Source organism: Candidatus Pelagadaptatus aseana, assembly GCF_040362265.1.
In the GTDB taxonomy this organism is placed as follows: Bacteria; Pseudomonadota; Gammaproteobacteria; order Pseudomonadales; family Cellvibrionaceae; genus Pelagadaptatus; species Pelagadaptatus aseana.
The window spans coordinates 93001-106290 of sequence record NZ_BAABNJ010000007.1 but is presented as its reverse complement, the minus strand read 5'-3'; the positions used below and the strand labels follow the sequence as shown (position 1 = coordinate 106290).

General features: G+C 52.9%; 12 protein-coding genes and 1 pseudogene. 9 read left to right on the top strand and 4 right to left on the bottom strand.

The features are described 5' to 3' along the window. Positions 1–37: 37 nt before the first annotated feature. The 5 genes from ACPXV9_RS11885 (at position 38) to ACPXV9_RS11865 (ending at position 5376) form a co-directional block, all read left to right on the top strand. Complete coding sequence (locus ACPXV9_RS11885; RefSeq protein WP_423897314.1) at positions 38–466, top strand: acyl-CoA thioesterase; 429 nt, start codon at positions 38–40, stop codon at positions 464–466. Positions 467–749: 283 nt separating this feature from the next. After that, complete coding sequence (locus tag ACPXV9_RS11880) at positions 750–1967, top strand: saccharopine dehydrogenase family protein (RefSeq protein WP_423897312.1); 1218 nt, start codon at positions 750–752, stop codon at positions 1965–1967. A 119-nt stretch (positions 1968–2086) separates the two neighbouring features. Then, positions 2087–3568, top strand: coding sequence for a flavin-containing monooxygenase (locus tag ACPXV9_RS11875; RefSeq protein ID WP_423897310.1), 1482 nt, complete (start codon positions 2087–2089; stop codon positions 3566–3568). Continuing rightward, the gene (locus ACPXV9_RS11870) at positions 3555–4367 is read left to right on the top strand and encodes an SDR family NAD(P)-dependent oxidoreductase (protein WP_423897308.1); all 813 of its coding nucleotides are present in this window, start codon (positions 3555–3557) and stop codon (positions 4365–4367) included. The genes ACPXV9_RS11875 and ACPXV9_RS11870 overlap by 14 nt, the downstream gene beginning before the upstream one ends. A gap of 46 nt (positions 4368–4413) precedes the next feature. Continuing rightward, the gene (locus tag ACPXV9_RS11865) at positions 4414–5376 is read left to right on the top strand and encodes an alpha/beta fold hydrolase (protein WP_423897305.1); all 963 of its coding nucleotides are present in this window, start codon (positions 4414–4416) and stop codon (positions 5374–5376) included. A 194-nt stretch (positions 5377–5570) separates the two neighbouring features. Here the strand turns inward: ACPXV9_RS11865 and ACPXV9_RS11860 are convergent. Further along, positions 5571–7028, bottom strand: a pseudogene (locus ACPXV9_RS11860) (carotenoid oxygenase family protein). A 297-nt stretch (positions 7029–7325) separates the two neighbouring features. On the opposite strand from ACPXV9_RS11860, the gene ACPXV9_RS11855 reads away from it, so the two are divergent. From ACPXV9_RS11855 to ACPXV9_RS11845, 3 genes are read left to right on the top strand one after another with little or no spacing between them, the layout of a single operon-like run. Next, a complete protein-coding gene (locus tag ACPXV9_RS11855) occupies positions 7326–8327 on the top strand; it encodes a metal-dependent hydrolase (protein WP_423897302.1) in 1002 nt (333 codons plus the stop codon). Between the two features lie 21 nt (positions 8328–8348). Further along, positions 8349–9233 (top strand): MBL fold metallo-hydrolase, encoded by an 885-nt coding sequence (locus ACPXV9_RS11850; RefSeq protein WP_423897301.1) that lies wholly within the window; start codon positions 8349–8351, stop codon positions 9231–9233. A 4-nt stretch (positions 9234–9237) separates the two neighbouring features. Further along, the gene (locus tag ACPXV9_RS11845) at positions 9238–9777 is read left to right on the top strand and encodes a YaeQ family protein (RefSeq protein ID WP_423897299.1); all 540 of its coding nucleotides are present in this window, start codon (positions 9238–9240) and stop codon (positions 9775–9777) included. 6 nt (positions 9778–9783) lie between these two features. On the opposite strand, the gene ACPXV9_RS11840 is transcribed toward ACPXV9_RS11845, so the two are convergent. Next, on the bottom strand, positions 9784–10173 hold the full coding sequence (locus ACPXV9_RS11840) for a winged helix-turn-helix transcriptional regulator (RefSeq protein WP_423897298.1): 390 nt from the start codon (positions 10171–10173) through the stop codon (positions 9784–9786). Between the two features lie 92 nt (positions 10174–10265). On the opposite strand from ACPXV9_RS11840, the gene ACPXV9_RS11835 reads away from it, so the two are divergent. Continuing rightward, positions 10266–11072 (top strand): amidohydrolase family protein, encoded by an 807-nt coding sequence (locus ACPXV9_RS11835; protein ID WP_423897296.1) that lies wholly within the window; start codon positions 10266–10268, stop codon positions 11070–11072. Positions 11073–11343: 271 nt separating this feature from the next. Here the strand turns inward: ACPXV9_RS11835 and ACPXV9_RS11830 are convergent, their stop codons facing one another. Together ACPXV9_RS11830 and ACPXV9_RS11825 are read right to left on the bottom strand one after the other, a co-directional pair. Then, entirely contained in the window at positions 11344–12711 is a 1368-nt protein-coding gene (locus tag ACPXV9_RS11830; RefSeq protein WP_423897294.1) for a DEAD/DEAH box helicase, read from the bottom strand. Positions 12712–12788: 77 nt separating this feature from the next. After that, entirely contained in the window at positions 12789–13223 is a 435-nt protein-coding gene (locus tag ACPXV9_RS11825; RefSeq protein WP_423897292.1) for a SoxR reducing system RseC family protein, read from the bottom strand. Positions 13224–13290: the final 67 nt, after the last annotated feature.

Sequence of the window (13290 nt, the reverse complement as noted above, 5' to 3'; positions counted from 1 at the left end):
GCCGGTTAATTCGGGGGTCGCATGAAAGAGATTGAATATGGAAAGAAATGACATTACTTTTTTCTATGGCTTACGGGTTCGCTATTCGGAAGTGGACAGTCAGGGCATCGTTTTTAATGCCCATTATCTCACCTACTTTGATACGGCACTCACCGAGTATATGCGGGCTCTGGGTTACGACTATCATGCCTTGGTCAAAGACCGTGGGCTTGATTTTCATCTGGTCAAATCCACGGTGGAGTATCTTGCTCCCATCGGCTTTGACGATGAAATTGAAATAGGGGTTTGCCCCGCCCGGATTGGATCATCGAGCCTGACCTGGACCCTCGCAATCTTTAGCAAAGGCCAGAGTGAATGTCTCAGTCTGGGCGAAATTATTTGGGTTTGTTCGAAGATTGGGGAGCATAAGTCTCACCCTCTGCCGGAAGATCTGTTGGCTCATATCTCGGATTATGAAAAAAGCTGAGGTGCTTGTTCTGGGATGTCACATCTCCCTTAGAAATTATCAATAACAGCTCAAGCTGATTCTGACTGTTGTCAGGGTCAGCTATGACATCTCGTAAAGCATAAAATTTCCGATTCAAACTTTCCTTAATCCAGTCAGTACGATTCAGCGTAGTACCCGGCGCAGCTATTCCACTATAACTTGGATAATTATTTATCAATCAGGGCAGTCGGGTTAATCTGATTGTGGCAACTATTGATTGTGACCGCTATTGATTGTGATAACTGTGAAGGAGTTAACAGGCATGGGTAAGGTGAAATACGATTTGGTGCTGTTCGGTGCCACCAGTTTTGTCGGCAAAATTATGTGCCGTTACCTGCTGGATTACGCTCAGCATCAGGAAGGCTTCAGCTGGGCCATGGCGGGCCGGTCTTCCGTCAAGTTAGACAAACTGAAAGTCGAATTGGGCAAGGCCGCTGATGGCATTGATGTGCTGCTGGCCGATGCGGCCAATGAAGACAATCTGCGAGCTGTTTGCGAACAAACACAAGTTGTTATCAGCACGGTTGGCCCCTATGCGCTTTATGGTGAGCCGTTGGTAAAAGTCTGTGCCGAAACCGGGACGGACTACTGCGACCTGACCGGCGAAGTGCAGTGGATTGATTTGATGCTGCAACGCTATGAGGCAACGGCCAAGCAAAGTGGGGCCCGCATTGTCCACTGTTGTGGCTTTGATTCCATTCCTTCGGATCTGGGTGCCTTTTTTACTCAGCAGCAGGCGCAGGCTGATTTTGGTGAGCCGTGCCAGCAAATCAAAATGCGGGTCAAGGGGGCCAGCGGTGGTGTCTCTGGCGGTACGGTGGCCAGTCTGATGAACGTCACCAAAGAGGCCGCGGCAGATAAAGCGCTGCGTAAGAAGTTGATGAACCCCTACCTGATCTGTCCCGAAGGGACGCCCAAGGTGCGTCAGCAACACATTGGCAAGGCTGAATACGATCAGGATTTTGCTGCCTGGATGGCACCTTTTGTGATGGCAGCCATTAACAGTCGCGTTGTGCTTCGCAGTGGTGCCCTGATCGACGGCTACGGCGAAGGCTTTCAGTACAGTGAAGGCATGATGATGGGTGAGGGTTTAAAAGGAAGACTGCGGGCTGGCGCCATGACGGCTGGTCTGGGTGGTTTTATGGTGGCCTCGGCCATCAAGCCGAGCCGTTGGGTGTTGGAGAAATTTGTGGTGCCCAAGCCCGGCGAAGGCCCATCCCCTGAGTCACAGGAAAAAGGGTTTTACGATTTGCGTTTTTACGGTGAGACCACCTCGGGCAACAACCTGATGGTTAAAGTCACTGGCGATAAAGATCCGGGCTATGGCTCCACAGCAAAAATGCTGGTGCAGGCGGGGCTGTGTATGGCCAAAGACATGGGGGGCAAAAGCGGCGGTTTCTGGACACCGGCTTCCCTGTTTGGCGAGGCATTGATTGACCGGCTGCAGCAGCACGCAGGGCTGACTTTCGAAAGGCTATAACCACACTGGTCAGGCAATATGGCCATATGTGCCGATTGCTGGCCGCATCGGCACTTGTTCTGATTTCGGCTTTGCCAGACCATAAGCGACCGAATCAGTCCTTATTACAATAATAATTTATGAGCTATAAATACGAAGTCATCATTATTGGCAGTGGCTTTGGCGGTCAATTGGCCGCCATCAATCTGCAGCGCCGTGGTATTTCCAATTTTTTGATACTTGAACGTCGCGACTTTATGGGTGGTACCTGGGCGCAAAATACCTACCCCGGCGCGGCAGTGGATGTACAGTCGCCACTCTATTCCCTCTCGTTTGAACCCTATGACTGGTCCCAACTTTTTGCCGAACAGCAGGAGTTGAGTGAGTACACCCATCACATTATCGATAAGTATCGGTTGCGTGAGTCCACCCGTCTGAATACCAATGTGGAAAAGATTGAGTGGTGCGACGAGGCCAAGCACTGGACGGTTGAAGCAAGCGACGGTGTACATTTTTATGCCCGTTTTGTGGTTAATGCCTCCGGACCTTTAAGTACGCCGGTGATTCCGGAGTTTCCCGGCAGGGAAAGTTTTCAAGGCGAAAGTTTTCACACCAACAACTGGAATCACGACTTTGATTATCGCGGCAAAAAAGTGGCCGTGATTGGCAGTGGCGCCAGTGCCGCACAGGTGATTCCGGCCATAGCCAATGACGTGCAAGAGTTGCATGTGTTCCAGAGAACGCCCCATTGGGTAATGCCCCGACCCGATTACCAATTCAAACCCTGGCAACGCAGACTGTTAAAAAACCGATGGCTGTATGCCACGCTGCGGGTATTGATTTACTGGGCGTTGGAATTTCGGGTGTTGGGATTCAAGTATTCCAAAAAGCTGCTCGATACCATTGGCACCAAACAAGCGCTGGCTCATATCCATCGACAAATCAAAGACCCGGCGTTACGCAAAAAAGTCACTCCGGAATTTACCATAGGGTGTAAGCGCGTCATTGTTTCCAACACGCTTTACCCGGCTTATTGTCGCGATAATGTCACGCTGCATGATCGCCACGATGGTATTAAAACCATCACCCCCGAAGGACTGGTAACCGACAGCGGTAAAACCATTGCGCTGGATTTGATTGTTTACTCCACCGGATACGATGCCACAGATGGCGTCATATCCTATCCGGTGATTGGCCGACACAATAAGTCGCTGGCAGATTTTTGGAGTGATTATCCCCGGGCGTATCTGGGTACTGCCATCCCGGATTTTCCCAATCTGTTTATTGTGACCGGCCCCAATACCGGCATTGGCCACACCTCGGCTCTGTTTCTGATTGAGTCGCAAATGCGCTACATCCTCAACAGCATTGAGCGGGTTCGCCGCGATCAATGGGCGGCGGTAGAGGTCAATGCGGATGCGGAACAGCGCTATACCGATTGGATTCATGAGGAAATGCAGCAAACCGTTTGGCACCACGGTGGCTGTAACAGCTGGTACAAAAGCAAGAGCGGTAAAGTGATTGCCATGTTCCCGGGTTTCAGTTTCACCTTCCGGCGCTGGGCCAGTCAATTTAAAGAAAACGATCACAGTTTTTATGGGAAAGCCGATGAAGAATTTTAATGACAAGGTGGTTGTGATCACCGGTGCTGCCTCCGGCATGGGCCGTGCCTACGCTCTGGCGTTTGCGACGCTGGGCAGTCGCCTGGCACTGTGTGATCTGGAGCTGGACGCGCTTGAGGAAACCATGGGACTGGTTCGCGATATTTCTGAGAAGCAGCATCTTCTTGAGGCGTTTGATATTTCCGAGCGCGATGCCGTCAACCGGTTTGCCGCAACCGTCGAGGCGGAGCTTGGCCCTGCCGATATCCTCATCAATAACGCCGGCATTGAAGGCAGTGGCAAGCCGGCCTGGATGACCAGTGCAGAGTGTTATCAGCGGGTAATGGCGGTCAACTATTTTGGCGTGGTCAATGGTTGCTGTGCGTTTCTGCCCTCCATGCGGCAGCGCAATCAGGGGGTGATCGTCAATGTGTCCAGTGTGTTTGGCTTGGCGGGCATGCCCAGTAATACCGATTACTGCAGCAGCAAATTTGCGGTGCGCGGATTTACCGAGGCGCTCATGGCCGAGCTGGTGGCAACCGGAATTCAGGTGCACTCGGTTCACCCCGGTGGCATCAATACCAACATTACCCGCCAGCAGCATACCCAGAAATTCTCGCAGCAATATTTGAAAACATCCCCCGACGATTTTGCTCAGCATGTGATCCAGTGCATCAAGAAAAACAAAGCTCGGGTTATCTATGGTTACGGCGCCAGAAAAATTGTCTGGGGCAGTCGGTTGTTATCGTTGCCGGGGTTCTGCCGTGCCGCCTGGCGAGAGTTGCAGCAAATGGTTGATATGGGTGATTACCGGCGCTGAAACGTGACGGGTTGATAGTTTAAAAATGGAATAGCGGATCAATAAAATGAAAAAAACTACGCTGGTTTTCGTGGTGTTAATGGTTGCTGTTGTTGTCGGGCAGCGTTTGCTGCCGCTGCCTTATGCTCAGGCGGCTTATGCCAATACCGTCCGGTTTGAAGCGAGCCTGTACGGGTTTGAATCCGGCAGTGCTCAAATTCCAGAAATGACCATTCACTATCTGCACAATTTTTCTTCCGGTAAATCCGCTGATGAGTACCGGCAAGACAGTCGCCCCGTATTATTGATGCTGCACGGTTACAGTGCCGATAAATTTGTCTGGCCACGCTTTGCCCGATATTTTTCCGATGATTACCGCATCATAATCCCGGACATGGCTGGCCACGGTGAAACCGGTTATCAGCCAGACTGGAATTACAGTGGCCCGGCGCAGGCCGATCGCATGAAGGCCCTGCTCGATCAGTTGGGCATAGAGCAGGTGCATGTGATTGGTAATTCCATGGGTGGCTTTATCGGGGCACACATGGCCAGTCGCCATCCTCAGGTTATTGCCTCGGCGTCTTTGCTGGCCCCGGGCGGTGTTACCTCGCCGCAACCCAGTGCCATGGAAATCATGCGCCAGCAGGGGCGCAACCCTTTTGTTTTATCAACCCGGGAAGAGTTCGATGAATTCTTTGCCATGACCATGTCCAAGCAGCCGTACCTGCCGGAGTTAATGTTGCGGGCGATGCACGCCAATTATGAATCCCGTAAAAATGATCTGGCGGATATCAATGCGGGCTTTCGTAAAAAGGACCCGCTGGAGGATCTGTTGTCTGACATTCAACCGCCGGTGATGTTGTTCTGGGGGGCAGAAGACCAGCTGCTGCATGTCAGCAGTGTTGAGGTGTGGCAGCAAGCTCTTCCGGATGTGAAGGTTAAGGTGTGGGATGATATCGGGCATATGCCTATGGTCGAGATACCACAGGAAAGTGCCGAAGCTGTGCAGCGGTTTTTGTTGCAGCTATAAGACGTTTGTAACCAGACATACCTTTTGTTTTGTCATTCTGAACAAAGTGAAGAATCTCAGAGATCCTTCGCTTCGCTCAGGATGATATGAATCAAACTATGACACAAAAGACACCAAGTTAGCTTCCTGTCTTCTCGATAAAACAGGGCAATCTGCCAATCACAGATTGCCCTGTTCTTTTTCCTCTGACTTAATCAGTCGTTCCAATTGTCAATTTGGCTGGCCTTCATCCAGCAGGCGTGAAAGCCCGGCGGTACCCGACGCGGCAGTGTGATGCGCGTTACCGGTCCCTTGCTGATGTCCAGCGCATCAAATACCTGCAGTTGCTGAACCTTGGTTTTGGCGTTCCAGCAGAAGGTCACCACGTAACCGTGGTCTTCACTTTGAGGATTGTCCGCCGGGGCAAATCAGGGTTCGCTGTACCAGCAGTCATCGTGGCCGTCGCTCCATTCGCCAACGCTGGCCCCAGTGTCGGTGTTCATTTTGCGGATGCCGGTCCAGCGCAGCATTTTAGGATCGTGATCCACCAGATAGGCCCACTGGGTGTAGCGGCCGGTGTCCAGACTGTTGTATGTGGGGAACTCGACGTTGTGGTCGGCGTTCAGGCATTCCTCGATGGCTTCACCGGTTTTCATGTTCATGCGATAGCGCCATAGACGGGCGTCCATTTGCAGGCTGCCAATCATTTTTGCGGTGCGCTCTTCATCGATGCTGCCATCGGATTTTTTGGCCGGCATATAGCGACAGGCAATCATGACCACTTCATCACCGTCTTCCCAGCAGTTAACCACGTGATAGAGAAAGCAGGAGGAAAAGTCGAACCAGCGAATCGTATCCGGGGCGCCAAAGCGGGGTATGACCCCAAAGCGAATGGGCAGCGAGGCATCAAACCGGATTTTATGGCGGCCGGCTTTTAGAGCCTCTTCGTCGTGGTAGACCGGCACGTCGTGCAGGATTGAGTAGTTTTCTGTGATACCCATATCGTGCATCAGTCGGTCGCCCGGCAATTCTATGGGCACGTGGTGGGTCAGTTTGCCTTCGGCACTGACCACGCCATAACTCATGTGGGGCTTTTCGGTGAAGTAGTCAAAAAACAACAGGTCGCCGGTGTGCTCGTCCACCTTGAAGTGTGCCGACATGCCCTTGCCCGGACCGCTGACGTATTCCGGTGCGGCTTTGAGGGTGTCCAGTGTCACCGGGTCGATCAGATAGGGAATGCCCGCCAGATACCAGCTCACCACCGCTTTTCCACCGTGGCCAACCACGTCGGTATTGGCGGCATCGTTCATGGGTTTGTCTTGGCTGCCTTTAACCGAGTTCATGACGCCCCAGTAGAGTTCTTCGCCCGCGGCATCGTTATTTTTCCAACCCTCGGTGCGGGTCCAGCGGTTGCGGTAGGTGAATGTGCCATTGCGGAACAGGCCGGAGTGCAACATGCCCTCGCCGTCAAAGTAGTGATGGGTGCCCTTGGGTTCAAACTGTTGGTTTGGGCCATTGCGCAGATAGACACCATTCAGGTCTCGAGGGATTTCGCCTTCCACGGGCAGGTCTTCCAGTACCAGTTCGTCGGTGATTGGGGCGAATGGGCCGGTCAGTAGTGGGCCGTGGTCGTGGCCAAAGGGGGCGTCGTCCGGGGCAAACTTGTGTTGCATGTCAGGGCTCCTGATCCAGTTGGTTATTGCTTTATGGTTTTGAGTTTATTTTTATTGGTCTAATAGTGCAAGCTACAATAAATCGAAAGGTCTGCTTTTAACAAGCTATTTATGTTGGCAAAATTTGACCTAAGTCATACTCGTCAGTTTTATTAAGAAAGTTAATGGAGGCATTGTTGAGAAATGGCGTGAAGTCGCTGGACGGCTACGGAAAGTCAGGTTTTCAATGAAGTTGTTTTGGGGTAGGTGGGATTGGCGTAGTATGAGTTGGCAAATAACCCCGTTGGAAGCAACTCTATGGATCCTGCAACCCAGGGCGCTATCGGTGCCGCCTTTGCTCAGACTCGCGGCTCGACAAAAACCCTTGCCAAGGCGGCGGTCATTGGCGCCATGGCCGGTATGGCGCCGGACCTTGATGTACTGATTCGGTCAACCACTGATCCGCTGTTTGCCCTGGAATTTCATCGCCACTTTACCCACTCCCTGCTCTTTATTCCGTTTGGGGCGCTGTTATGTGCTCTGGTGTTTTATGGCTTGCTGGCCAAGCGCTGGCAACTGGGTTTTACCCAGATTTACGTATGGAGTCTGATTGGCTACGCCACTCACGGTTTGCTGGATGGCTGTACCACCTACGGTACCCAGTTGTTGTGGCCGTTGACGAATCATCGTTTCGCCTGGGATCTGATTTCTGTGGTGGATCTCGCCTTCACTTTGCCGATTCTTGCCATGGTGTGGCTGTGTGCCTGGCAAAAGCAGCGGGGTTATCTGCTGGCCGGTATTGCCTGGGGGGCGTGTTACCTGACTATTGGCTTTATTCAGCACGAGCGCGCCGTGCAGATGGGGGCGGACATTGCCGCAGAGCGAGGCCATCAGGTGTTGCGGATCGGAGCGAAACCAAGCTTCTCCAATCTGGTCGTCTGGAAAATTGTTTATGAAACCCCGGACTACTTTTATGTGGATGCAGTTAAACCCGGCATCACGAATAACCGGGTTTGGCAGGGCGACAGGGTAAAAAAAGTGGAACTGGAGCGCGATCTGCCCTGGTTGGATCGAGGATCACAGCAGGCTCGGGATATTCAGCGGTTTGATTGGTTTTCCTCTGGCTATATTGCTATTGATCCCAATGATCCTTACAGGATTGTCGATGTCCGCTATTCTTTATTGCCCAATGAAATCAAACCGCTGTGGGGCATTTCACTGTCTCCGCAAGCCGATGCTAAGACGCACGCCAGTTACTACACCCAGCGGGATAATCCCCGGGAAAGCCTGCAACAATTAATCAACATGATTCTTGAATAAAACCAAAGAAGGGAAGGAACAATGAGCACAATCATAAAACGTTTTGGGTTGATGCTGATGGCAGCGTTGATGCCATTGGCCCATGCGGATAATCACGGCGTCTCGGTAAAACCGGTGACCGAGAATATTTTTATGCTGGTCGGCAAGGGTGGCAATATCGGTGTGATGACCGGCCCGGATGGCACCTTTGCCATCGATGATCAGTACGCACCCTCGACACCGGAAATTCTTAAAGCGATTCGCTCGGTGGATGGTGATGCGCCGACCTTTTTGATTAATACCCACTTTCACGGTGATCACACCGGTGGCAATGAAAACCTGGGTGAGCAAGGGGCATTGATTATGGCGCACGACAAGGTGCGCGAGCGTCTGGCCGAGGGCTATCAAATTCCGACGTTTAAAATGACCGTGGCCCCGGGCAGCAAAGTGTCATTACCCGTGGTGACCTTTGATCATGAGTTGGGTCTGCACATCAACGGCGACCATGTGCGCGCTTATCACGTGCCCAATGCTCACACCGATGGTGATTCTTTTATCAAATTTATGAACGCCAATGTGATCCACACCGGGGATATTTTCTTCAACGGTTTTTATCCTTTTATCGATGTTCGTCACGGTGGCACCCTGAAAGGTGCTATTGCCGGGGTTGATGTGATTCTGTCCCACGTTGATGCCGATACCAAAATCATTCCAGGTCATGGGCCCTTGGCGAACAGAGCCGATCTGGAACGCTACCGTGCCATGCTGACAACCGCTTATGAGCGTCTGGCGGCATTAAAGCAATCCGGAAAAACCCTGACTCAGGCCTTGGCGGCCAAACCTCTGGCGGATCTCGACGATAGCTGGGGTAAAGCCATGTTCAACAGCGATGTCTGGGTTGGTCTGATTTACGAGGGGCTGGATTGATACCATGGCGTTAAAGCCCACCATTTTCAAATTCAAAATTGCGCTGTCAGATCTGGATCGTCACGTCTACGACACACTGGATCTGACCGTGGCGCAGCATCCTTCAGAGAATACCGAGCGGATGATGGCGCGCGTGCTGGCTTACTGCCTCAACTGCACGGAGGGGTTGGCTTTTACCAAGGGGTTGAGTACCCCGGACGAGCCGGATGTCTGGTGTAAAAGCCTGGATGATCAATTGCTGTTGTGGCTGGATGTGGGAGAGCCCAGTGCCGATCGCATCAAGAAGGCGACGCGCCTGTCCGATCAGGTGAAGGTCTACAGTTTTAACGCCAAGACCGATGTCTGGTGGGGGCAGGAGTCCGGGGCGTTCTCGGGTTTGGCTACCGAGGTCTGGAAGTTTCCCTGGGAGACGATTCAGCAACTGGCGGAGATGGTCGAGCGAACCATGGATTTTTCGGTGACGGTTTCCGCTAGCTCGCTCTATGTGGCCACGGCCTCCGGTGATTGCGAGATCGCCTGTTTGCCCTTGCAGTTGTTGGATTGATCCCGGTTATTTCTGGCTTTTGCTGTAGCAGGTCAGGTCTTCGCGCCCCACATCGCTGGCCCAGCGGTCAGCCCATTCAGCCAGTGGTGCAATAGCTTGCAGCAATTGTTTGCCTTCAGCCGTCAACAGATAACCCCCGCCATCGGCTTTGGCCACAATTTTGGCTTCCCGCAATTCCCTGAGTCGTGTGGTCAGGACATTGGGGGAGCTGATGTCGCAGTCTTTCTGCAATTGTCGCGAGGTCATGGTGTCGCCATGCCTCAGCTCCCACAGAATCCTCAGGGCCCAGCGTCTGCCAAGCAGGTCGAGCGCCACCATAATCGGCTGGCCTGATTGTGAGTTGCGAACGGCGTTGCCTGGCTGGATTACTTTTTTGGTGCTTTTGCTGAGCGTCATCTTGACCTGCGTTTTGGTGTTTTGCTATCTTTTTAATAGCGCTATTCATTTGATAGCAATTATAGCCGTTAAATCAAGTTGAGACGAGACAGATGATTATTGATGCCTGGGCACAGCACCCGACGTTAAAACACATTCAGGATCCCATATTTGAATCCCTGCGGCGTTGGACCAAAACGCCCGCACCGACAGAAGAGGTGCCAGTGGAGTTAACCGTGGCCCTGATGGATCAAGCCAAAGTTGATAAAAGTTTGATCTCAGCCTGGGTTGCCCCGCGCAATGTGATGATCTCCAATGACGAGGTGGCCTCGTTTGTGGCGCAGGCGCCGGATCGTCTGGTAGGGGTTGGCTCTGTGGATATTTCCAAACCGATGCAGGCGGTAAAGGAGATCCGCCGCTGCGTGAATGAGTTGGGTTTTAAAGCCATTCGTGTGCTGCCATGGTTGTGGGAATTGCCCCCGACGGACCGCCGCTTTTATCCGGTGTTTACGGCTTGTGCGGATTTGGGGGTGCCGTTCTGTACCCAGATTGGTCACACGGGCCCGCTGATGCCCAGTGAGCCCGGCCGGCCTCTTTATCTCGATCAGGTGGCGTTGGATTTTCCTGAGTTAACCATTGTCGGAGGGCACATCGGTTACCCGTGGACGGAAGAGGCCATCGCGGTGGCAACCAAACATGAGAACGTTTACATCGATACTTCGGCCTATACCGCCAATCGTTACCCTGAAGAACTGGTGAAGTTTATGAAGGGACATGGACGCCACAAAGTTTTGTTTGGTACCAACTACCCGATGATTACACCGGCACAGTGTTTAAAAGATCTGGATCAATTGGGTTTGGATGAGGACGTTTTGGGGTTGTTTTTGGCGGGCAATGCGAAGCGGGTTTTTAATTTGTAAAACGTGTTTTTTTCTTTTTGAGGGTTAGGTTCTCTGAGTGCCGGCCGGCTACAGGGCGCGGCTTTCTGAGACTCGCCGTAAATACATCCCTGTAGGCTCGATTGCAGCATCCATGCTGCAAACGGTCTCAGAAAGTCGCACCCTGCATCCGTCCTCAATTTGTGCCAACTCTAATATTGCACAGAGTAAGGATGGGTTCACGGCGTGTCTCCAGCCCCTGTCCTCGGTGACCGTCCGGAAAGGATATCCATAACTTTTGCAGGGAACAGAATCACGCTTTATTAATATGCCCGCGATTTTTCCCGGTCGGTTTGTTGCCGCGAGCATTGTTCCCCGAACGCTGGCCATCCTGATGACCGCCGCCTTGAGGTTTTCTGCGAGGGCGTCTGCGGCGTTTGGCCGGCGCATCGCCATCTTTGGCTGGTTGTGATGCCTGCTGGTTTTGGGGCTTGGGTTTTTTCGGTTTTTTGGGTTTGCGCGGTTTCAAATCTTCCGGGCGGGACTCGGGCAGATCGTGCACCGGCACAAACTCCGGCAGGATACGACGCTCGATAATCTGCTGGGTAAAGCGCTCGATACTCTTTAATTCTTTTTCTTCCAGCACGCACACCAGTGAGACCGCCTGACCGGTGGCGCCGGCGCGGCCGGTGCGACCAATGCGATGGACGTAGTCTTCGGCAACGTTGGGCAGGTCGAAGTTAACCACCTGTGGCAGTTGATCGATGTCGAGACCTCGTGCGGCAATGTCGGTTGCGACTAGAACCTGAATATCATTGCTCTTGAATTCCGCCAGAGCCCGGGTGCGTGCGCCCTGGCTTTTGTTGCCGTGAATGGCCGCAGCGCTGATGCCAACGGAATCCAGCTTTTTAGTGAGGCGATTGGCGCCATGCTTGGTGCGGGTAAATACCAAAACCTGAGACCAGTTGTTTTGCTTGATCAGGTGGATCAGGGCGTTGGCCTTTTGGTTTTTATCCACCGGGCAGAGCCACTGCTCTACCGCTTTCACGGTGGTGTTCGGTGGTGTCACGGAAATCTCGGCTGGATTGTGCACCAGCCCTTTGGCCAGATTGCGGATGTCGTCTGAGAAGGTGGCCGAGAACAACAGATTTTGACGTTTGGCAGGAAGCAGAGCCAATATCTTTTTGATGTCACGGATAAAGCCCATGTCGAGCATGCGATCGGCTTCGTCCAGCACCAGTATTTCCAGATGTTTAAAACTGACGGCGTTCTGGCTGTGCAGATCCAGCAGGCGACCGGGGGTGGCCACCAGAATGTCCGAGCCCTTGCGCAGCTTCATCATCTGCGGGTTGATCTTGACGCCGCCAAACACCACGTTGGATTTCAGGGGCAGCTTGGCGCCGTACTTTTCTACGGAGTCGCCGACCTGAGCGGCCAGTTCTCGGGTAGGGGTTAATACCAGTGCTCGCACCTGAGTGCCGTGAGCCTTTTCTCCCTTGCTGAGTAATTCCAGCAACGGCAGGGTAAAGCCTGCGGTTTTGCCGGTACCGGTCTGGGCCGCGGCCATAACGTCACGCCCTTCCAGTACGGCGGGAATGGCTTGGGCCTGAATGGGCGATGGTTCGCTGTATTCAATGGCGTCGAGAATGGCGGGGGATAGCCCCAGATCGGAAAAACTCATGGTGTTGCCTCATAGCTCTGCCGGAAACAAGGAGGGTGGCAGAGGGCGTGCAGGGTACAGTGATTTGCCGGTTCGGGCTACTTAATAATACGGGGTTGGAGCCAGCGGGAGTTCTTGTGCTTGGCGTTTACGCGTTTAATATTGAGCATGCCCAACAGGAAACCAAGAAAGGCAGAAGCCATTGCGCCCAGTTCGGATGCAAACATGCGGTCACCAATCAGTGCGCCCAGCACCAGTGCCACAATGGGAATGATGTAGCCTACCAGCACACCAAAACTGATGGCTGTGTCGTCAACTTCGAGTGTGGCGGGGCCCTCCTGAATCGGACAGCCCTCGGCAATATTCTCAAGCGGTACCTGAATTCTTGCCATGCGGCTTTCTGTGGATTTGGCCACCATACCCTGACCGCAACCGGCGCGAAGCTTGCAGCTGCTGCAGGCTGTGGTCTGCTCCATGGAGAATTCCACGGTGCCGTCACTGACTTTGGTGATATTGCCGGATGTAGTTGCCATGATAAAAAATCCCGTCATTGCGAGGAGTGAAACGACTAAGCAATCTCTGGGTTACGGCACGTAATTG